The sequence below is a fragment of the Bradyrhizobium sp. McL0615 genome (assembly GCF_049993905.1).
Lineage (GTDB): Bacteria > Pseudomonadota > Alphaproteobacteria > Rhizobiales > Xanthobacteraceae > Bradyrhizobium.
In genome coordinates this window covers 7,223,958-7,243,499 of sequence record NZ_CP188254.1, presented here as the reverse complement: position 1 = coordinate 7,243,499, position 19,542 = coordinate 7,223,958, and the positions used below count along the sequence as shown (strand labels likewise).

Below are 19,542 nucleotides of genomic sequence, written 5' to 3'. Positions count from 1 at the left end.
CAGCGCCCATTGAACCGGCGCACGACCCAAAAGGAATTCAGGAAATGACCACCGCCAACAAGTCCGAGAAGGACCGCGTCATCGTATTCGACACCACCCTGCGCGACGGCGAGCAGTGCCCGGGCGCGACCATGACGTTTGAGGAAAAGCTCGAGATCGCCGAAATGCTGGACGACATGGGCGTCGACGTCATCGAGGCCGGCTTCCCGATCACCTCCGAAGGCGACTTCCAGGCCGTCAGCGAGATCGCCCGCCGCTCCAAGAACGCCGTCATCGCCGGCCTGTCGCGCGCCAACCCCAAGGACATCGACCGCTGCGCCGAAGCGGTGAAATTTGCAAAGCGCGGCCGCGTCCACACCGTGATCGCGACCTCGCCGTTGCACATGCGCGTCAAGCTGAACATGACGCCGGAGCAGGTGATGGAGCTCTCGATCGCCAACGTCACCCGCGCGCGCAACCAGATCGACGACGTCGAATGGTCGGCCGAAGACGGCACCCGCAGCGAGATGGATTACCTCTGCCGCATCGTCGAGGCCGTGATCAAGGCCGGCGCCACCACGGTCAACATCCCGGATACCGTCGGCTACACCGTGCCGGAGGAATACACCCACTTCATGCGCACGCTGATCGAGCGGGTGCCGAATTCCGACAAGGCAATATTCTCCGTGCACTGCCATAACGACCTCGGCATGGCGGTGGCGAATTCGCTGGCCGGCATCGCCGGCGGCGCGCGACAGATCGAATGCACCGTCAACGGCATCGGCGAGCGGGCAGGCAATGCCGCGCTGGAAGAAGTCGTGATGGCGATCAACGTCCGGAATGACGTGTTTCCGTGGTGGAACAAGATCGACACCACCATGCTGACGCGGGCCTCAAAACTGGTATCGGCCGCGACCTCGTTCCCGGTGCAGTACAACAAGGCGATCGTCGGCCGCAACGCGTTCGCGCATGAAAGCGGCATTCATCAGGACGGCGTGCTGAAGGACGCATCGACCTACGAGATCATGCGCCCCGAGATGATCGGCCTGAAAAAGTCGTCGCTGGTGCTCGGCAAGCATTCCGGCCGCCACGCCTTCGTGCACAAGCTGGAGGAGATGGGCTACAAGCTCGGCGCCAACCAGTTGGAAGACGCGTTCGTGCGGATGAAGGCGCTGGCCGATCGCAAGAAGGACATCTACGACGAGGACATCGAAGCGCTGGTTGATCAGGAGATCGCGGCCTCGCATGACCGGATCAAGCTGGTTTCGCTGACCGTCATCGCCGGCACCCATGGCCCGCAGCGCGCCACCATGAAGCTCGACGTCGAAGGCCAGACGAAAATCGAGGAAGCCGAAGGCAACGGCCCCGTCGATGCGGTGTTCAACTGCATCAAGGCGCTGGTGCCGCACGAGGCCAAGCTGGAGTTATATCAGGTCCATGCCGTGACCGAAGGTACCGACGCGCAAGCCGAAGTGTCGGTGCGGCTCGCCCATGAAGGCCGCTCGATGACGGCGAAGGGGTCCGACCCGGATACGCTGGTGGCATCCGCCAAGGCCTATCTCGGCGCGCTCAACAAGATCGTCATGAAGCACCAGCGCGACAGGCCGGCACAGGCGGCGGGCTGATCGCGTAGCTCATCGATGGAAAAACAAAACGCGGCGCCTAGGCGCCGCGTTTTTGCGTTGAGGTTGGGAGCTGTCGAAACCGCGAGCCGTCGTAGGATGGGTGGAGCGAAGCGATACCCATCACTTCAACGAAGACTACGATGGGTTTCGCTTTCGCTCTACCCATCCTACTTCTTGGTCTACTTCCGGCTTGCGCCGGGCAATTGGACCGGGACATGCGGCGAGGTGCTGATCACCCTCGGAGCGCCATAGGCGTAGGCCGGGCCACGCTCGGCCAGGCTCCGGATCGTTTCCAAAAGCAGCATGTACTTTTCGGCGAGCATGGCATTTCCAGTTCTGCGATGGTCCCGCGCTGGTCTGGCGAGACTCAGGGAACTCAAGAGCCTGCCATGCTGCCGGTCGTTGATTTCAGGAGGTTTTCGCGGAGCCACAAAAATGGCTTCGTCCGCCGGGTGAAATGTTTCGTCGCGGCTGCCTGCACGAAACCGAGATTACCAGATCGTTAATTGCTGCGGCGCGGCCGGCCACCCATGCGCCTGGAGAGCGTCCCGGCCGCCGCTAAGCTCAAAACGGAAGAAAAATTGGAACGAGCATCACGCACACGATTGCAACGATAACAGTGAACGGCACTCCCACCTTCACGAAGTCGCCAAAACTATATTGTCCGGGTCCCACGACCAGCGTGTTTACTGGTGAGGAGATAGGCGTCATGAAAGCCGCGGACGCGGCCAGGGCTACGATCATCGCGAACGGATAGGGCGAGGCTCCGAGGTCCTTGGCGATGGCCAGTGCCACCGGCGCCATCAGTACGGCCGTGGCCGTATTGGAGATGAACAAGCCTAGCGCCGCGGTGATGACGAACAGGGTCGCCAATACGAAACGCGGCGCGGCGGCTCCAACCAGGCCGACGACCGCGTCCGCAGCGAGGTCGACGCCTCCAGTCCGCTGCAGGGCCAGCGAGAACGGCAGCATACCGACGATCAGGACGAGCGTCTTCCAGTTGATGGAGCGATAGGCGCTGTTGAAATCGACGCAGCCCAGAAGTCCCATCAGCAGGCAGCCAATCAGCGCGGCCTGGACGTTCGGTATCAACCCGCTGACCATCAGCACGACCACTAGCCCGAGCACGGCCAGCGCGTGCGGCGCCCGCTGTGATGCGGGGAGAACTTCCTCCAGTTCAACGGGCATGTTCAGGACGACCACGTCGTCGGAGTGGGACTGAAGATCCCGAATGTCGGACCAGAATCCGATCAGCAGGAGCGTATCTCCGATCTTCAACCTTTCCCCCAGCAGGTCGTGCGTCACTACTTTGTTGCCGTGCCGCAACCCGATGACGGTGAGGCCGTATTCGGAGCGAATCCGGGCCTCGAGCACGGTCTGGCCGATCAGCGTGGATTCGGCCGGCAGGATGACCTCCGCTGTGCCGATCTCCTGCGAGCGATCGACAAAGTAGTTTCCGATCTCGCTGAGCGGCAGCGGCTCCAGATTCAGTGACTGCCACAGCTTGCTGGCGCCGTCGTTCGAGATGTCCACATCGGCGAGCAGCACATCGCCTGCCTGCAGTTCGGTCTGTGCGGTCGGACGGAGCACCTTTGCCGCGAACCCGGTCCCACGCTCGATGGCGAGAAGGTTTACGCCCGCGGCGCGGAGCGACAGTTCGTCGAGGGGCTTTCCGACCAGCGGCGAGCCGGCGCTGATGCGGCCACGCTTTTCGCGCTCGGCGAGGCCGTATTGCCCGATCCACCGCGCAAGCCTGGGGCGGCGCTCCGCCGCGGCGGGCAGGCTCTTGCTGGGGAGCAGGCCGCGCGCGAGAAGCATATAGACGATACCGAGTGCGAGCAGCGGCAGCCCGAACGGAGTGAAGCTGAAAAAATTAAACCCCTGCGCACCCTGCCGGATCAGTTCGGCGTTCACGACCAGATTGGGCGCCGTTGCCACCAGTGTCAGCATTCCGCTGATCAGCGCGGCGAAACTCAGCGGCATCATGAGCCGGCTTGGCGCCATGCCGCGATTTTGCGAGATGCGCAGCACCACCGGGATGAAAATGGCGACAACGGCGGTTGAACTCATCAACGAGCCGAGGCCACCTACAGCCGCCATCAGCAGGATGAGCAAGCGGTTCTCGCTGCCGCCGGCCTTCGCGTCGAGCCAATCGCCGAGCCGTCGCGCGACGCCGGTCCTTACGAGACCTTCGCCGATGACGAATAGCGCGGCGATCAGTATGATCGATGGATCGGCAAACCCCGCCAGCGCTTCGTTCACCGTAATGACGCCGGTGAGGGGCATCGAGACCATCACGAGGAGCGCGACGGCGTCCATGCGGGGCCGGTTGATGACGAACATCACGATGGCGCCCGCGAGCATGAGCAGGATGAGGGCGAGATCGAGGTTCATCAAGACCTCTTTTCCGCGGTGGCGGCACCTCGCCACTGATCTGTAAGACGACTACCGTTGTCCATCGTAGCGGGTGTCCGGCGCCCGGTAAATCGAGCCGGCTCGGTCTCATGGAGTCAATCCAATCGGAGGAGGCTCGGATGGCGAAAATCGGCATCGTTCACACCACCGAATACACCTACCGCAACCCGGTGGGCCTGCTGCGGCATAAGCTGATGGTCCGGCCGGACGAGAGCCACGACCTTCGCCTGCACAGCGCGATGCTGAAGGTCGAGCCGGAGCCGAATGCGATCTACTGGAAGCATGACGTCTTCAACAATTCCATCTGCTACCTCGAATGGCCGGAAGCACTCAGGACCGAGCGGCTCAGCATCGTGTCGACGCTTGACATGACGCATCACCCCGATGGTCAGCCGCTGCCGGTTTACAGCCTCGACGCAACCGCCGAGCAGTTTCCGTGTTCCTACGCCGCTCACGAGATTCCCGACCTGGCGCGCCTCGCCGAACGCCAGATGCCGGACCCCGAGCGAAAGGTCGACGCCTGGGCCCGCCGTGTCGTGTCCGAAGTGGAAGGCAAGCAGACGCTACGGGTACTGGAAGCGATGACGCATGCCATCAAGCAGGAGTTCAATTATCGCGCCCGCTACGAGGAGGGCACGCAGACGGCCGTCCAGACACTGGCGCTTGGTTCCGGCACCTGCCGCGACTTTGCGGTGCTGATGATGGAAGCGCTGCGCAGCTTTGGCCTCGCCACGCGTTTTGTTACCGGCTATTTGTACGACGATTCCTCGGGCACGACCGTGGGCGGCGGCAGCACGCACGCCTGGTGCAGCGTCTATCTGCCCGGTGCAGGCTGGATCGAGTACGATCCGACCAATGGTTTGATTGCCGGCGCCAACCTGATCCGCGTGGGCGTGACCAGGGAGGCGGAACAGGCAATCCCGATATCGGGCGGCTTCGCCGGCAATGTGGACGACCCGACCGGACTGCATGTGGATGTATCGGTCCACGCAGTACCGATGCTCTAAGCGCGCAGGGTGGGCAAAGGCGCGCTTCGCGCCGTGCCCACCATCTGTCCCCGATATCGCGCGCCTTGATAGTGGGCACGCTTGCGGACTGGCCCTCGCTCTCTCCACGTCATTGCGAGCGCAGCGAAGCAATCCATCTGTCTGCGCACGAGGTGACAACGGATTGTTTCGCGGAGCCTGTCATCGGGCGCGCATTCGCGCGACCCGGTGGCTCGCAATGACGATGTGGAGGCAATGGCCTGCCATCATTTGGCACGACGGGCAAATCACTTCGGATTATCCGAAATTGTGTCAAGCCTAGGAATTAAAAATATTCCGCTTTCGTTCTCACGCAAATCAGTCGCATAACTCCGCGTGTCTCACGGCGGATGAGGGGCGCTCGCGATCGTCACGAACGCGCGGTGAGATGCGATGGACGCTGAGGGCGCGATAGACGTACGCGCCGGAAGCGTACGGCGAAGTCGTGTGGTTCGGGCGCCGCGGTGCTGGCGTTAAGCGTGCGATAAGAAGCGCAGGCGACGGAGGCAAAAGAGCCGTTCTCCGGGAAGAGCACGAAGTAAGCCGTAAAGCCATTGCGCAGGGAAGGCCGGAATGCTCCAGCTGCCCTGTATGCTCGTGTGCCGTTTTGTTTGCGCAAATCGCACGCGAGACCGCGGGTGCAGCAAGCACCCGGTCTTCCCTGCGCCCTCTAATGGGCCAAACGAAGATGCAAACCTCGGACGCAACGCGCCGCGAGATCGCGAAGGTATGTTTTCGTAGGATGGGTAGAGCGAAGCGAAACCCATTATCTTCTGCACCTTCTGCGCGTGGCATTGATGGGCATCGCTTCGCTCCACCCATCCTACGGGACTGCATGACGTGGAGAGATCCTGCCCGCACCCTCTCGAAGGGCGAGGTCGCGAGGGCGAAGCAGGATTGCCTGCGAAACGGCCCGGAGACCCGCGCGGACAGAACGTACATTTTTTTGCAGTGCAACAAAGCCACGACATGGCCCCTGCTAACGGGCAATGGCAATTGGGCCGGCTTCTCTGTATTGGTGCGGCTGGCATACAAGCTTCGGAGCGGGCGCTTCGTAAAAAGAAATACGCGGGAGGAAACATGCGTAAATTGATACTGGCTGCTGCGGCATCGGTCGCGGCAATGGCTCTGGTGGGGCCGGCTGCGGCGCAGGCGCCGATCGTCATCAAGTTCAGCCATGTGGTGGCTGCCGACACGCCGAAGGGCAAGGCGGCCGACAAGTTCAAGGAACTGGCGGAGAAATATACCAACGGCAAGGTCAAGGTCGAAGTCTATCCGAACTCGACGCTCTACAAGGACAAGGAAGAGCTGGAAGCGCTGCAACTCGGCGCAGTGCAGATGCTGGCGCCGTCGAACTCGAAATTCGGCCCGATCGGGGTCAAGGAATTCGAGGTATTCGATCTGCCCTACATTCTGCCCGACCTGAAGACGCTCCGCAAAGTCACCGACGGCCCGCTCGGCGCGCGGCTGCTCAAGCTGCTGGATTCCAAGGGCATGACCGGTCTTGCTTATTGGGATAACGGTTTCAAGGAAATGACGGCCAACAAGAAGTTGGTCGCGCCTGCCGACTACAGGGGCGTCAAGTTCCGCATCCAGTCATCGAAGGTGCTCGAGGCGCAGTTCCGTGCGCTCGGTTCGATCCCGCAGGTGATGGCGTTCGGCGAAGTCTATCAGGCGCTGCAGACCGGCGTGGTCGACGGCCAGGAAAACACCTGGTCCAACATCTACACCCAGAAAATGCATGAGGTGCAGAAGTTCGCCACCGTCACCAGCCACGGCTACATCGGCTACGTCGTCGTCGTGAACAAGAAGTTCTGGGACGGCCTGCCGGCCGACATCCGCCTCGAACTCGACAAGGCGATGAAGGAAGCCACGGCTTTCGGCAACGGCCAGTCGGCGAAGGAAAACGACGACGCGCTCGAATTGATCAAGAAGAGCGGAAAGACCGAGATCATCACGCTGACGCCGGAACAGGACGCCGCGATGCGCAAGGCGATGGAGCCGGTCTACAAGGATGTCGCGACCCGCGTCGGCCAGCCGCTGATCGACGAGTTCATGAAAGAGACCGGGCAGGCCGGCCACTGACATGACGACAGGCGGGCCCTTGTCAGCCGAGGGTTCGCGCTGATCTTGCGCGGTGCCGGATCATCGTGGGGATCGACCGGCGCCGGCTTCACAGAAATAAATGGCGATGCGCCCGGAATTTTCCGGGTGTACGGGGGGAGAAATGCTGCTTCGTATCCTTGATCGGCTCGAGGAAATCCTGATCAGCACGCTGATGGGCGCCGCGACCGTGCTGATCTTCCTTGCCGTTGTGCACCGGTTCGGCACCGGCATTCCGTTTCTCTATCCGTACCTGATCCAGATTCACATCGCCTGGACGCAGGAGCTGTGCATCTACATGTTCATCTGGATGGCCAAGTTCGGCGCCGCCTACGGCGTGAGGACCGGCATCCATGTCGGCGTCGATGTGCTGATCAACCGCCTCAACGACCGCTGGCGCAAGCGTACCGTTTTGTTCGGCCTGATGGGTGGCGCACTGTTCACGGCGATCGTCGGCACCATGGGCGCCAAATTCGTCATCGAATTGATGTCGACCGACCAGACCTCGCCTGACCTGGAAATACCAAGCTGGATCGTCTACGCCTGCATCCCGCTCGGCTCGTATTTGATGTGCTTCCGCTTTCTCCAGGTGGTGTGGACCTACTGGTGGACCGACGAACTGCCGCACCATGACGCCACCCATGTCGATGGCGTCGAAACCAGCAAGAACGCGCCGATCGCGCTCGGAGAAGCGTGATGAGCGCCGCCATTATTTTCGGACTGCTGTTCGCGCTGATGCTGACGGGCATGCCGATCTCGATTTCGCTCGGCCTCACCGTGCTGACATTCCTGTTCACGATGACACAGGTGCCGATCGAAAGCGTCGGCCTGAAATTGTTCTCGGGCCTGGACAATTTCGGCATCATGGCAATCCCGTTCTTCATCCTGGCCGGTACCTTCCTGACCCGTGGCGGCGTGGCGCGGCGGATGATTGCGTTCACGACTTCGCTTGTCGGGCATCTGCCGGGCGGGCTCGGTCTTGCCGGCGTCGCGGCCTGCGCGATGTTCGCGGCGATCTCGGGGTCGAGCGTGGCGACGGTGGTCGCGATCGGCTCGATCATGATGCCGGCGATGGTGCAATACGGCTACCCGCGCCGGTTCGGCGTCGGCGTGATCGCGACCTCGGGCGCGCTGGGCATCCTGGTGCCACCCTCGATCATCCTGGTCCTGTACGGCGTTTCCACCAATACCTCGATCGGCGCGCTGTTCATGGCCGGTATCATACCCGGCATCATTCTCGCGCTGATGCTTGCCGCCGTGACCTTTGTCGTAGCGTTGCGCAACGGCTACCCGAAGATGAAGAGGGCAACCCTCGGCCAGCAATGGACCGCATTCCGCGAAAGCCTCTGGGGCTTGCTGCTGATCGGTATCGTGCTCGGCGGCATCTATGGCGGGATTTTTACGCCGACCGAGGCCGCCGCGGTGGCGGCGGTGTATGCCTTCTTCATCACGGTATTCGTCTACAAGGAACTGAAGCTTACGGAAGTGCCGCGGGTACTGCTGCAGGCCGCGAGCATGAGTTCGATGCTGCTCTACATCATCACCAACGCGGTGCTGTTTTCGTTCCTGATGACATCGGAGCAGATCCCGCAGGAGATGGCGGCCTGGATCATCGACAAGAATTTTTCGATCTGGATGTTCCTGCTGGTGGTCAACATCATCCTGCTGCTGGCCGGCAACGTGATGGATCCGTCGTCGATCCTGCTGATCATGGCGCCGATCCTGTTTCCGCTGGCGACCAAGCTCGGCGTTCACCCGGTTCATCTGGGTGTGTTGATGATCGTCAACACCGAGGTCGGACTGTGTCATCCGCCGGTCGGACTCAATCTCTACATCGCCAGCAGTATTGCCAAGATGGGGATCAGCGAGATCACCATCGCGGTGCTGCCGTGGCTGTGCGCTATGCTGGTGTTCCTCGGGCTGATCACCTATGTGCCGGATATATCGCTGTGGCTGCCGCGACTGCTCGGGATGATCTAGCTCGCCTGCATTGTGATGGATCAATTGACGGACATTACATCTTGGTAAGGGAGGCCTGCCTTGCCAACCTTTAAGTTGAAGGCCGGCTGAGGCGAGCCCATCTTCATGCAACCTTGCACAGGAGGTTCGCATGAGGAAGTTCGCCATCGCAGCGGTTGCGGTTCTTGCCATTGCCGGTTCGACCGCCGTCTATGCCCAGCACCGCCATTGGGGCCACGGCTTTTCGCGGATGAGCCCGGAGGACCGGTCGGCCTATGCCGACGCCCGGATCGCGGCCGTCCATGCCGGCCTCAAATTGACGGCGGACCAGGAAAAGCTGTGGCCGCCGGTCGAAGCCGCGGTCAAGGAGTTCGCCAAGCTCAGGATCGATCGCGCCAACGCGCGGATGAACCCGCCAAAGGACGATTCCAGCCAGCAGAAGCCGGACGATCCGGTGGTGCGGTTGCGTGACCGGGCCGAGAATATGACAGCCACGGCCGGGGCCATGAAGAAGATCGCCGATGCCGCCGATCCGCTCTACAAGACGCTTGATGACGGCCAGAAGCGCCGGCTCGCCGTCCTGACCTGGTTCGGGGGCAGGGAAGGCTGGCGCCATCACCGGTTCGAGCGCGAAATGGACACGGACCGGGGTGGTGACCGCGACCGTTCCTATGACCGGAATCGCTACGATCGCGACGGCGGCCCGGACCGGGGCGGCCCCGAGCGGCTCTGACGTAACCCCGGATCGGAGCCCGATCCGGACATCGGCAGAAGCCGCTGAAATCCAGCGGCTTTTTGCCATTCCGGCGGTCAGCCAAAGCCCGGGAAAACTTGCCCCGGCTTGCTGGACATCCGAAGGTCGCTTTGCTAAACGACGCCCTCTTGCGAGGGCTTGCCGGACTAGGATCCGGGCGCATAGCTCAGTTGGTAGAGCAGATGACTCTTAATCATCGGGTCCCAGGTTCGAGCCCTGGTGCGCCCACCAAGCCTTTCAAGATGCCCATACGCTCACAGGCCCTTCGCCCATAAGTGCGAAAGCTGTCGGATCTCCAGAGCCGGCGCAACAGGTCGCCCGGCGATGTGCTGCTCTGCCCGGATATTGTCGCTGCGGTCAGCCACGTAGCCGGCAGCCGCCGCGCTTGTACGGCTTGAGCCCGGATGCGAGCAGAAGAACCTGTTTCCTCCTGCCATCCATCAAATGAATGATGGTGCTGCTGCGCGCGCGCGTCATCCACGATGATTATTGCGATTGTGGAGGCTGGGCTCGTCGCGCCCTCCCGTCAGCCGCGGCTTCATTCGTCCTGGAACGGGCTGGCAAATCCGCCGACGAGCCGGACCAACTCGGCCTGTCGCTTGGTGCCGGTCTTTTCGAACAGGCGGCCGACATGCGTCCTCACGGTGCTGGGGGCGATGCCGAGCTTCGCCGCCACCTCCGGTGCGCCGCCGATTTCGACGATGGCAAGCAGAACGCGCAATTCGGTGGGGGTCAGGTTGTAGGATCTGGCGATGATGTCGGGCGGCCGGGGGCATTCCATGCCCGCCTTATAAACCAGCACTGCGGCAAGGGCTTCTTGAGGGCCGTTGCCGTACGATCCTGCGACCGGTTTCAGAGGGCGTACATGGCCGACACGACGCGTACCGTCGGGCGCGATCAGCGGTAACGGACCGGGCATGACATCGCTCGGCCCGTCGGTAGCAGCCAAGGCGAGGCGCAAACTTCGATTGGCTTGTGGATCGCAGGCAACCAAACGCCCGCCGTGCGAGGACAGCACGTCCTCGGCAGCGAGAAGCCGGCGTGCGGCGGCATTGGTGTGGACGATCCGCGTCGTGCCGTCGACGACGAATAGCCCTGCGCCGAGACCATCGACCGTGTCGGCAAGCGCTGCGGTCTCTGCCCGGCTGCGGGCGATATCTTCGCCGATCTGCAACGACCGGCGGATGTGCGGCAGGATCACGACCAGGCGGCGCCGCATGTCGTCCGCCACGCCGGCTCGATGGCGCGTGCCGGACACCAGATCGTCGGCAGGTTCTTCCAATATGGCATTCGCCGCATCGACCCATTCCCGTGGCTGCAATCCACCGTGGAAGAAACGCTCCGCGCCGGGGTTGATGAAATCAGTAATGATATCGAGAACGCCCGCCCATTTTGCCGGATCGAGCGCCGCTTCGTAGATGGCGCCAATCAAGCCAATCAGAATTTCATTATCCCGAACCGCGCTCGCCCGACCAATGCAAGCTTCACTGCTTTCGAATGCCGTCATCTGGTTCACGTCGCCCACGTCAAGCACGGGCGGTCGCATGGCTATGAAACCACTGTTTCTCTGGAGGATCATATTTTGTGATCGCAATCACAGAGCGTGGCACGAAGAGAGTGCTATGGACGCTACCATGGCCGAACGGTTTTCTGTTTTGGCCGGGGGCGCGAGTGTTCATTCCAGCATGTCGAAGTTTTGCCGCAAATTGGACCGGCTTCACGCCAGTACCCGGTGGCCTGTGCGCAGGCTCGTGCTGGGCGTTGGAAGCGAGGGACAACGGGCAACTCCATCAATTTGGCGTGGTTCGAGACTGTGGTTTGAGCTTGAAGTCCCGGACGCGAGAACAAGCGCGAGACGCCGGCTCGTCGAATCCGCCGCCGAGGCGGTGGCACGAAACCTGATCCATGCAACCGCAGGTCACAAGGGGCGTTCGGCCCTATCGGTTATTGGGAGCGATGAATGAGCCGGCTGCGGCAGCGTGACTTTCACGCTATCATGGAGATCGTCGAGCGGCTGTATTCGTTTCAGACACTAGATGCCTGCGAGGCGGGCATTGTGGAATCGCTCCAAACAGTGATGGACTGCGACAGCTGGCATCTCAGCGAAAGCGACCCGAAGCAGCGCCGCGTTCGATGGACCTCCGACTGGGTTTCGCGCAGACCAGAGACCATCCCAAACCCGAACGAAGTTGTCGCGCGCTACATGCACGAGCATCCGTTTCTGCGGCGCTGGAATTCGCACCGTGAGGATCTAAAGCCAGTCACGCTGAGCGATCTGATCAGCCGCCCCTCATGGCATGACACCGGTCTTTATAACGAAATCTATCGTCCCATCCGCATCGAACATATGCTCGGCGTAGCCCTTCCCGGGCTTCGGCCGCACGCCGTGCACGTCGTTGGCTTGCGCGAGACGATCGACTTCGATGACCGTGACCGCCGCATGCTCGATCTGCTGGCGCCGCATCTCGCGGCCGTCTACCGCAATGCGGAGGCGGTCGGCGAACTCCAGACCCAACTTGCTACGCTCCATCATGGCCTCGAGGCCAACGGCCGCGCGGCCATCCTGCTCGGGCCGGGTAGACGCATTCGCCAGATGAGCGCGCGCGCACGGGACCTGCTGACCTCGCATTTCCGCTGGAGCGACCGGAACGCGCTGCCTGCACCGGTCGATGGCTGGTTGCGGCGCCAAGGGCTCACGGTAGACGCGTCCGCCGCTCCGCTGCGGCCACTCGTCGTCGAACGCGACGGCCGGCGCCTCACGATTCAGATCCTGCGCGACCGCCGTGGCGCCTTCCTGCTGCTCAGCGAGCGCAAGCTTCGCATCGCGCCCGCGGACATTGCCTCGCTTGGTCTCAGTCCGCGCGAGACCGAGGTCCTGGCCTGGCTTGCCCACGGCAAGAGCAATGCGGAGATCGCCGGCATTCTCGGCCTGTCGCCCGCCACCATCAAGCATTGTCTGGAGCGGGTCTACGGCAAGCTCGACGTCGGCACCCGCGCGGCGGCGACGGCCCTGGCCGTGGCTGCGGCCGGAATGCACGGCTGATGGCCAACCCTGCCGTCCAAGAGGAGCACTGAATGAGGCATCTGAGGCAGCGTGACTTTCACGCGATCCTGGAAGTCGTCGAGGAATTGTATTCCTACCAGGCGCCCGAGGAGTGCGAGATCGGCATGGTGCGATCGCTTCAGCGCGTCATCAACTGCAACAGCTTCCATATGAGCGGCATCAATCCAGCTCTGCGGCGCGCTCGCTGGTCATCGAGCTGGGCCTCGGGTCCGACCATGCGCATGCCCAATGTCAGGCAAGTTTTCGAGCGGCACATGCACGAGCATCCGTTTCTGGATCACTGGGCTCCGGACCAGGCGGCCGTCAAGGCAGCCACGCTGAGCGATTTGGTCAGCCAGCCATCATGGCGCAGCACCGCGCTCTATAACGAGGTCTACCGGCCTTTTCGTATCGAGCATATGCTCGGCGTCGCCGTTCGTGTGTCCCGTCCTTACAAGATGCACGTCGTTGCGATGCGCGAGACGCTCGACTTCGACGGCCGTGACCGCCGCGTGCTCGATCTGCTGGCGCCGCATCTCGAAGCGGCCTATCGCTATGCCGAGGCCGTCAGCGACCTCAAGGCGCAGCTTGCTACACTCCTTCAGGGCCTCGAGGTGAACGGCCGCGCGGCTATCCTGCTCGGGCCGGACCGACGCATTCGCCAGACGAGTGCGCGCGCGCAGGAGCTGCTGACCGCGTATTTCCACTGGACCGACCGCGGTGCGCTGCCTGCGCCGGTCGACGACTGGTTGCGGCGCCAGGAGCTCACGGCGAATGCTTCCATTGCGCCGTTGCAGCCATTCGTTGCTGAACGCGACGGCCGACGGCTCACGATTCAGATCCTGCGCGACCGCGGCGGGCCTTTCCTGCTGCTGAGCGAGCGCAAGCTTCACATCGCGCCCGCGGACATTGTCTCGCTGGGGCTCAGTCCGCGCGAGACCGAGGTTCTGGCCTTGCTCGCCCACGGCAAGAGCAATGCGGAGATCGCCGGCATTCTCGGCCTGTCGCCCGCCACCATCAAGCATTGCCTGGAGCGGGTCTACGGCAAGCTCGACGTCGGCACCCGCGCGGCCGCGACGGCCGTGGCCGTGGCTGCGGCCGGAATGCACGGCTGATAGCCGGCCCCTTGCGGCGGCACAGAATGCTCGACACGGCGCGAACGGTGCAATGACGTCAGACGAGCAGGCCGAGCCCGGCGATCAGCAGGATGATGAGGACCACGCGTCGAAATGCCGTTTCATTCACGCGACCGAACATCACGATTCCCGCGACCGTTCCCGCCAGCAGCGCCGGCAGACTGATGATGAAGTCGTTCAGCATGCCTGTCGGGAGAGTGCGGCGGGACATCATGAGCAGCAACGCCAACAGCTGCATCGTCGCGATGAACGGCTGAACCAGACCTCGCTGCTGATTCTTCGGCAGTCCGCGCAGGTCGCACCAGATCGTGGGCAGCGCTCCCGGCATCGCCGTCAGGCCTCCGATGAAGCCGCCTGCGAACCCGACCATCGCATCCCGGCGGCGGCTTTGCGCCTGCCGCACGAGTGCAACGGCGGGACGAAAAAGCATGTAAGCGGCATAGGCCGCCAGAAAGACGCCGAAGCCTGTTCGAAAGATTCTGGTTTCAACGCGTTGCAGCAGATAGAGCGCAGGCGGGATTCCCAGTACGCCGCCAACGACGAAGGCGAGGCTGCCTTGCCACGTCATGCGATTGCGCAGAACGGCGAGGCTGGCGCCCTGAACCACGATGCTGCAAGCCATCATCAGAGGCACGGCCTCGGTCGGCGTCCGGACGTGGAGAACGAAAACGCCCGCAACCGCAGAGAACGCAAAGCCGGCCAGGCCGGAAACGAAGGCGCCGACGAAGACGCCGAAGCAAAGGAGACCATAGGAGATCAGGTCAGCCATGGTCTCTACTCCTCATCGCGCGTAGCCGTCGCGCATATGACGGTCGCCGATCGCATCTGAAAATCGACCGCAACCTAGTGTCGATATTCGCCGAGCAAGTCAGGCAGTTGAGGGAGGCTGGAACGAAAATCGCCGGGCAGTCTGCAGGAAAATTATGCGGGGATCGTCAGCCGAAAATTCACGCGTACGAATTGAAAAGATCGGCCTGCGTCATTTCCTCAAGCGCGCGCCTACGCTGCAACAAAGTCGTTTAATTGCATGACGCGTCGAGAGCCATGTCCCGCTATATGGCGCGACAGGATAGCGCCTTTGGCGCACGGGCTACTTCGCAACGCGCATTGATCGCCAACGGTGTGACGAAGCGATCGGCAATTATTCTTGGGTCCAACGACACGAGTTGACGATGCCATCGAATTCCCTCCTTGCCCGCCGCCCTCATTGGAGGAAGCACCTGCGATGCAAGCTCTTTGCGCACTATCGGGCCAATAGCTTGTTTGAACGCGGGGTGACCGGGCGGGCTTCACCACGATCGCGTCGGCCCCTTTCTGCAGCCGGTCCTCTGCTGATGACCATGCTGGCGGGGATCGCGGGAGTTGCTCTGATCATGGTGTGGCGCTCGGCGTTGGAGGACACGCTTTATATTCCGCGCATTGACAGCGGAGCCGCACCAATCCTCGACGGCGATGCGCCCGATGCGGCTTGGCGGTTGGCCAAGCCGGTCAACGTGCTCACCAGCTTCGGTGGCAATCTCGGTGGCAAGGGTAACTCGGCCGTCGAGATTCGGGCAGTGCATGACGGCAGGTGGGTCTACTTCCGTTTCACCTGGGAAGATCCGACCCGTTCGCTCAAGCACCTGCCGCTCGTCAAGCGCGAGGACGGCTGGTACGTGCTCCACGACAGGTACGATCGCGCTGACGAACGCGCGTTCTTCGAGGATAAGTTCGCGGTCCTGCTCACGAACCTGCCCATCGTCATTCCGGGTGATCACACCTACCGCGGCGGGCCGACGCCGATCGCCGACAAACCCGGCCCGTTATCGCAGCGTGGGCTGCACTTCACTTCGGCGCCCGGCCTCGCCATGGAAGTCTGGCAATGGAAGGCGTCGAGTGGCGGGTTGCTGGGATGGATCGACAAGAACCATTTCGATCTCCCGGCTGATCCCACCCATGCTCAGACAGCCGGAGACTTTCCGTACCGTGGCGGCTATGTCCAGGACTTACGCGCTGCGTCGCTTTATGGCGACAATTTCGAGGCCCAGCCGGTTGGCGGCTACGAACGCGCGGTTCAGCCCAAACGGCTGCCGACGGACTGGAGAGCGACTTACGCCGCGCTTGGCAAGGTTGATCTTGAACCCGATCAAGGTGACAGCGAAGGCGCCCGATGGTGGATGACGATGGCGGAGTCCGAACTTTATTCCTCCGATCTCGATGCCCGGATTCCGATCGGCGCGGTCATCCCGGGCTCATTGATCCTAGCCGAAGATCTGGCTCAACGGGCGGACATCAAGGGGGCGGCCCGCTGGGGCGCCGGCAAGTGGACCCTCGAGGTGGCGCGACGCCTCGATGCCGAACATCCGGATGTACCGATCGGCAGAAATACCCGCATGTGGGTGGCGGTGTTCGATCACGCGCAAACCTATCACACGCGCCACATCCGGCCGGTCCACCTGCAGCTGCAGCGATAGTTCGATCGTACGGCTGCTGCTTCCTTGTTGGGCGCGGCACACGCATTCGTGAATGGATTGTCGTCATCGTGTCCGCCGAACGGCGGACGCGTCGTGGCACGCGGCCATGTCAGTGTCCGTATTCGATCGATGCCACGCGCACCACAGAGAACCGATGTCGTTCCGAACACGATTGTTGCTGACGGTCATCGTCGCCGTCTTCCTCGGTTGTCATGCTTATGCGGCATTCATCGTGCTGCCGGCCGCGCACCCCGATTGGCAGAAGTCGGATCCGACACAGATTGGAGTCCAGGATTGACGCGTTGACGAGTTCAGCCGCTACACCGCATGTGACGGCACCGCGAGCTTGTGATTGATTTCCGTATCCTTGCTCGCGCCTGTAGCGCGCAAGGAGGGTGGTCTCAAACGCATCCGGACGGTTGACCCATCGCCCGACGCGTCGTGACTGCCCGGGACGGGCGGCCGGGTGCATGTCCGCTATGGCCAGCGAGACCTCCCAGCCCCTCTCGCCGGACCACATCAGATGCACTCCGGCCGCCCGCATCATCGATTTTTTGCTCGCGGCACGAGTTGAAAGCCGTCCAGCGGCGTTCGAGGCGTCGAAGCCACATGTGACGTGCCGAAACACCGGCAAAGAAGAAAGCCGTTCCGCAGCCGGCCCATAGCGAAATACGCTTCCATTCCGCGGCTCGAAAAAGCAAATCGCTTCCATTGCTCCGTCGGCCGGAAATGACGACATTTACGCGGCAAATCAACAGATTGGCCGCGCAATGGAACGCTTGAGATACGAGCCGTTTGGCGAGCGCCTGGCGCCCGAAGGGGAAGCTGCGCTGCCGTCGCGCGCGTCCAAATATCTGTTGTGGGCCGGCACCGGCCTGTTCTGGTCGCTGGTCGTGACCATCGTGATCGCCCGCGCCGTCTTCTTCGAGCCGGGCGTCTTTGACGAATTCAGCCGCGTTGCCGCGCTCGTCAAGGCCGCGATCTTCTAGGCTACTTCCGCAACGCGCTTGTCCTGCCAGATCATCCGCTCGAACGCGGTCGCCGCGGGAATTTCTATTCGCCCGGGCACCTTCAATTGCCACAGCGTGCGCTCGATCCGCAGGTCGCGCATCGGCACGACCTTGAGCCGGCCGAGCGTGACCTGATCGGAAATCGTGGCGCTGGAGACGATGGCGACGCCGAGGCCGGCGGCGACCGCCTGCTTGATTGCCTCGGTGCTGCCGATCTCCAGCGTCCGCCTCGGTTCAATGCCCTCGGCGGCCAGCGCCTGCGCCACCACTTCGCGCGATCCGGAACCGGGCTCGCGCACGATCAGGACTTCATCGCAAAGCGCGGCGCCGTCGATTGTACGCTCGGCCGCCGCGAAGCGGTGCCGCGGATCGACGATCAGGCTCATCACATCGGTGCGCCAGGCATGGCTTTCGAGCTCGTCATCTTCGACCGGACCTTCGACCAGCGCGATCTCAATATCATGCGCCAGCATGAGATCGGCGATGTCCCGGGTATTGGCGATGACGAGATGCAGGTCGATCCCAGGATAGTTTCGATGAAACGTCCCGAGATAGTCCGAAATCATGTAGGTCGCGATCGTGGTGGACGCGCCGATGCGCAGCGATCCGCTGTCGAGATTGCGCAGCGACAATAGCTCGTCCTCGGCCGACCGCTCGGCTGCAAACAGCGCCTCCGCATGCCGCACCAGCGCCTTTCCCTCCCGTGTCGGCCGCACGCCCTTCGGTGTCCGGTCGAGCAGGCGGCAGCCGACCTGAAGCTCGAAATCCCGCACGCCCTTGGAGATCGCGGGCTGGCTGATATGGAGGGCGTCGGCTGCGCGCGAGAAGCTCCCGGTTCTCACCACCGTCGTGAACAGGCGCAGCAAATGCAGGTTTAAGGACATAACTTCCCTTTATCGGCCCAGATCGAAAATATATTACCTAACTATCGCGATATGACGCATAGATTTTTCTCTCCGGGGGAAATTAGTGCCGCGGGACGAGGAATTTTCTGTTCCAGGGAATGGAGCGGCCAGCAGCGGGACCCGTCTTGCGGCGCTCATTCCCGGCGTTCTGCTTTGCATCGTCGTCGCCGGCGTCTCGGCAGCCCTTGAAGCCGCCGAACGGCGCTTGTTCGCGCACCCCTATGTGGAGGCGCTGGTACTGGCGATTCTGCTCGGCATGGCCGTGCGCAGCTTCTGGAATCCGTCCGAGCGCTGGCAGGCCGGCATCGCCTTCAGCGCCAAGCAGCTGCTCGAAGTGGCCGTGATGCTGCTGGGCGCATCCATCAGTTTTGCCGCGATCGCGGCGTCCGGCGCGGCCTTGCTCGGCGCGATTGCCGCTATTGTCGTCGTGACTTTGGGCTTCAGTTTTGGCATCAGCCGCACGCTCGGGCTACCGACGCGGCTTTCGATCCTGATTGCCTGCGGCAATTCCATCTGCGGTAATTCGGCGATTGCAGCAGTCGCGCCGGTGATCGGCGCCGATAGCGACGAAATCGCGTCCTCGATCTCCTTCACGGCGATACTCGGCGTGATGATGGTGCTGGGGCTGCCACTGCTCATTCCGCTGTTGCATTTGTCCGCGACGCAGTACGGAATTCTCGCCGGTCTCACGGTCTATGCCGTGCCGCAGGTGCTTGCCGCGACCGTGCCGGCGGGGCTCGTGAGCACGCAGATCGGCACGCTGGTGAAATTGATGCGCGTATTGATGCTGGGGCCGATCGTGGTGGGACTTTCGCTGCTCGCTCCGCGCCTGCATGGCGGTGTGCACGGCAAGACAACGGTCGGCTTCTTCCGGCTCGTGCCCTGGTTCATCCTCGGCTTTCTCGCGCTTTCCGTTTTGCGCTCGTTCGATATCGTACCCGCTACGGTGGCTGGACCGCTGACCGTGGTCACCGGCTTTCTCACGGTCGTGTCGATGGCGGCGCTCGGCCTCGGCGTCGATGTTCGTGTTCTCGCCACCGTCGGCGGCAGGGTGACGGCGGCCGTGACGCTGTCGCTGATGCTCCTGCTCGCGATCAGCATCGGGCTGGTTCACCTGTTCAACTGATGTCTCGTC

Annotated in this window: 17 protein-coding genes and 1 tRNA gene; 12 read left to right on the top strand and 6 right to left on the bottom strand. The window is 62.5% G+C overall.

The features are described from left to right. Positions 1 to 44 precede the first annotated feature (44 nt). The gene (locus ACPPVP_RS34815; protein WP_426528076.1) at positions 45 to 1,604 is read left to right on the top strand and encodes a 2-isopropylmalate synthase; all 1,560 of its coding nucleotides are present in this window, start codon (positions 45 to 47) and stop codon (positions 1,602 to 1,604) included. A 179-nt stretch (positions 1,605 to 1,783) separates the two neighbouring features. Here ACPPVP_RS34815 and ACPPVP_RS34810 read toward each other — a convergent pair whose 3' ends face one another. Continuing rightward, the gene (locus tag ACPPVP_RS34810; RefSeq protein WP_426528075.1) at positions 1,784 to 1,927 is read right to left on the bottom strand and encodes a hypothetical protein; all 144 of its coding nucleotides are present in this window, start codon (positions 1,925 to 1,927) and stop codon (positions 1,784 to 1,786) included. Positions 1,928 to 2,168: 241 nt separating this feature from the next. Beyond that, positions 2,169 to 3,998: an SLC13 family permease gene (locus ACPPVP_RS34805; RefSeq protein ID WP_426528074.1), complete on the bottom strand. Its 1,830-nt coding sequence runs from the start codon at positions 3,996 to 3,998 to the stop codon at positions 2,169 to 2,171. Between the two features lie 140 nt (positions 3,999 to 4,138). On the opposite strand from ACPPVP_RS34805, the gene ACPPVP_RS34800 reads away from it, so the two are divergent. The 6 genes from ACPPVP_RS34800 (at position 4,139) to ACPPVP_RS34775 (ending at position 10,091) form a co-directional block, all read left to right on the top strand. After that, complete coding sequence (locus ACPPVP_RS34800; RefSeq protein ID WP_426528073.1) at positions 4,139 to 5,026, top strand: transglutaminase family protein; 888 nt, start codon at positions 4,139 to 4,141, stop codon at positions 5,024 to 5,026. A 1,098-nt stretch (positions 5,027 to 6,124) separates the two neighbouring features. Then, on the top strand, positions 6,125 to 7,129 hold the full coding sequence (locus tag ACPPVP_RS34795; protein WP_426528072.1) for a TRAP transporter substrate-binding protein: 1,005 nt from the start codon (positions 6,125 to 6,127) through the stop codon (positions 7,127 to 7,129). Positions 7,130 to 7,271: 142 nt separating this feature from the next. Further along, positions 7,272 to 7,844 (top strand): TRAP transporter small permease, encoded by a 573-nt coding sequence (locus ACPPVP_RS34790; RefSeq protein ID WP_426528071.1) that lies wholly within the window; start codon positions 7,272 to 7,274, stop codon positions 7,842 to 7,844. Next, on the top strand, positions 7,844 to 9,127 hold the full coding sequence (locus ACPPVP_RS34785) for a TRAP transporter large permease (protein ID WP_426528070.1): 1,284 nt from the start codon (positions 7,844 to 7,846) through the stop codon (positions 9,125 to 9,127). Before ACPPVP_RS34790 ends, ACPPVP_RS34785 begins: the two co-directional genes overlap by 1 nt. Before the next feature lie 130 nt (positions 9,128 to 9,257). Continuing rightward, complete coding sequence (locus tag ACPPVP_RS34780; protein ID WP_426528069.1) at positions 9,258 to 9,839, top strand: Spy/CpxP family protein refolding chaperone; 582 nt, start codon at positions 9,258 to 9,260, stop codon at positions 9,837 to 9,839. Between the two features lie 176 nt (positions 9,840 to 10,015). Then, a tRNA-Lys gene (locus ACPPVP_RS34775) sits at positions 10,016 to 10,091 on the top strand. 307 nt (positions 10,092 to 10,398) lie between these two features. On the opposite strand, the gene ACPPVP_RS34770 is transcribed toward ACPPVP_RS34775, so the two are convergent. Further along, a complete protein-coding gene (locus ACPPVP_RS34770) occupies positions 10,399 to 11,367 on the bottom strand; it encodes a helix-turn-helix transcriptional regulator (RefSeq protein WP_426528068.1) in 969 nt (322 codons plus the stop codon). Between the two features lie 453 nt (positions 11,368 to 11,820). Between ACPPVP_RS34770 and ACPPVP_RS34765 the strand changes: the two genes are divergently transcribed. Next, positions 11,821 to 12,903: a LuxR C-terminal-related transcriptional regulator gene (locus ACPPVP_RS34765; RefSeq protein WP_426528067.1), complete on the top strand. Its 1,083-nt coding sequence runs from the start codon at positions 11,821 to 11,823 to the stop codon at positions 12,901 to 12,903. A 32-nt stretch (positions 12,904 to 12,935) separates the two neighbouring features. Then, positions 12,936 to 14,018: a helix-turn-helix transcriptional regulator gene (locus ACPPVP_RS34760; protein WP_426528066.1), complete on the top strand. Its 1,083-nt coding sequence runs from the start codon at positions 12,936 to 12,938 to the stop codon at positions 14,016 to 14,018. A gap of 58 nt (positions 14,019 to 14,076) precedes the next feature. Here the strand turns inward: ACPPVP_RS34760 and ACPPVP_RS34755 are convergent, their stop codons facing one another. Next, on the bottom strand, positions 14,077 to 14,808 hold the full coding sequence (locus ACPPVP_RS34755) for a sulfite exporter TauE/SafE family protein (RefSeq protein ID WP_426528065.1): 732 nt from the start codon (positions 14,806 to 14,808) through the stop codon (positions 14,077 to 14,079). Positions 14,809 to 15,211: 403 nt separating this feature from the next. On the opposite strand from ACPPVP_RS34755, the gene ACPPVP_RS34750 reads away from it, so the two are divergent. Next, positions 15,212 to 16,492 (top strand): ethylbenzene dehydrogenase-related protein, encoded by a 1,281-nt coding sequence (locus ACPPVP_RS34750; RefSeq protein ID WP_426528064.1) that lies wholly within the window; start codon positions 15,212 to 15,214, stop codon positions 16,490 to 16,492. Positions 16,493 to 16,601: 109 nt separating this feature from the next. Here the strand turns inward: ACPPVP_RS34750 and ACPPVP_RS34745 are convergent, their stop codons facing one another. After that, positions 16,602 to 17,231: a hypothetical protein gene (locus ACPPVP_RS34745; protein WP_426528063.1), complete on the bottom strand. Its 630-nt coding sequence runs from the start codon at positions 17,229 to 17,231 to the stop codon at positions 16,602 to 16,604. Positions 17,232 to 17,262: 31 nt separating this feature from the next. Here ACPPVP_RS34745 and ACPPVP_RS34740 point away from each other — a divergent pair, with 31 nt between their 5' ends. Beyond that, complete coding sequence (locus tag ACPPVP_RS34740) at positions 17,263 to 17,481, top strand: hypothetical protein (RefSeq protein WP_426528062.1); 219 nt, start codon at positions 17,263 to 17,265, stop codon at positions 17,479 to 17,481. Here ACPPVP_RS34740 and ACPPVP_RS34735 read toward each other — a convergent pair. After that, complete coding sequence (locus ACPPVP_RS34735) at positions 17,478 to 18,386, bottom strand: LysR substrate-binding domain-containing protein (protein WP_426528061.1); 909 nt, start codon at positions 18,384 to 18,386, stop codon at positions 17,478 to 17,480. The two genes, ACPPVP_RS34740 and ACPPVP_RS34735, sit on opposite strands and share 4 nt — an antisense overlap. A gap of 85 nt (positions 18,387 to 18,471) precedes the next feature. Between ACPPVP_RS34735 and ACPPVP_RS34730 the strand changes: the two genes are divergently transcribed. Beyond that, positions 18,472 to 19,533 (top strand): YeiH family protein, encoded by a 1,062-nt coding sequence (locus tag ACPPVP_RS34730; protein WP_426528060.1) that lies wholly within the window; start codon positions 18,472 to 18,474, stop codon positions 19,531 to 19,533. The last annotated feature ends 9 nt before the right edge of the window (positions 19,534 to 19,542 follow it).

Coding starts and splice junctions, on each gene's coding strand:
- ACPPVP_RS34815 (WP_426528076.1), top strand. CDS start 45: ATGACCACCGCCAACAAGTCCGAGAAGGACCGCGTCATCGTATTCGAC.
- ACPPVP_RS34810 (WP_426528075.1), bottom strand. CDS start 1,927: ATGCTCGCCGAAAAGTACATGCTGCTTTTGGAAACGATCCGGAGCCTG.
- ACPPVP_RS34805 (WP_426528074.1), bottom strand. CDS start 3,998: ATGAACCTCGATCTCGCCCTCATCCTGCTCATGCTCGCGGGCGCCATC.
- ACPPVP_RS34800 (WP_426528073.1), top strand. CDS start 4,139: ATGGCGAAAATCGGCATCGTTCACACCACCGAATACACCTACCGCAAC.
- ACPPVP_RS34795 (WP_426528072.1), top strand. CDS start 6,125: ATGCGTAAATTGATACTGGCTGCTGCGGCATCGGTCGCGGCAATGGCT.
- ACPPVP_RS34790 (WP_426528071.1), top strand. CDS start 7,272: ATGCTGCTTCGTATCCTTGATCGGCTCGAGGAAATCCTGATCAGCACG.
- ACPPVP_RS34785 (WP_426528070.1), top strand. CDS start 7,844: ATGAGCGCCGCCATTATTTTCGGACTGCTGTTCGCGCTGATGCTGACG.
- ACPPVP_RS34780 (WP_426528069.1), top strand. CDS start 9,258: ATGAGGAAGTTCGCCATCGCAGCGGTTGCGGTTCTTGCCATTGCCGGT.
- ACPPVP_RS34770 (WP_426528068.1), bottom strand. CDS start 11,367: ATGACGGCATTCGAAAGCAGTGAAGCTTGCATTGGTCGGGCGAGCGCG.
- ACPPVP_RS34765 (WP_426528067.1), top strand. CDS start 11,821: ATGAGCCGGCTGCGGCAGCGTGACTTTCACGCTATCATGGAGATCGTC.
- ACPPVP_RS34760 (WP_426528066.1), top strand. CDS start 12,936: ATGAGGCATCTGAGGCAGCGTGACTTTCACGCGATCCTGGAAGTCGTC.
- ACPPVP_RS34755 (WP_426528065.1), bottom strand. CDS start 14,808: ATGGCTGACCTGATCTCCTATGGTCTCCTTTGCTTCGGCGTCTTCGTC.
- ACPPVP_RS34750 (WP_426528064.1), top strand. CDS start 15,212: ATGCCATCGAATTCCCTCCTTGCCCGCCGCCCTCATTGGAGGAAGCAC.
- ACPPVP_RS34745 (WP_426528063.1), bottom strand. CDS start 17,231: ATGTCGTCATTTCCGGCCGACGGAGCAATGGAAGCGATTTGCTTTTTC.
- ACPPVP_RS34740 (WP_426528062.1), top strand. CDS start 17,263: ATGGAACGCTTGAGATACGAGCCGTTTGGCGAGCGCCTGGCGCCCGAA.
- ACPPVP_RS34735 (WP_426528061.1), bottom strand. CDS start 18,386: ATGTCCTTAAACCTGCATTTGCTGCGCCTGTTCACGACGGTGGTGAGA.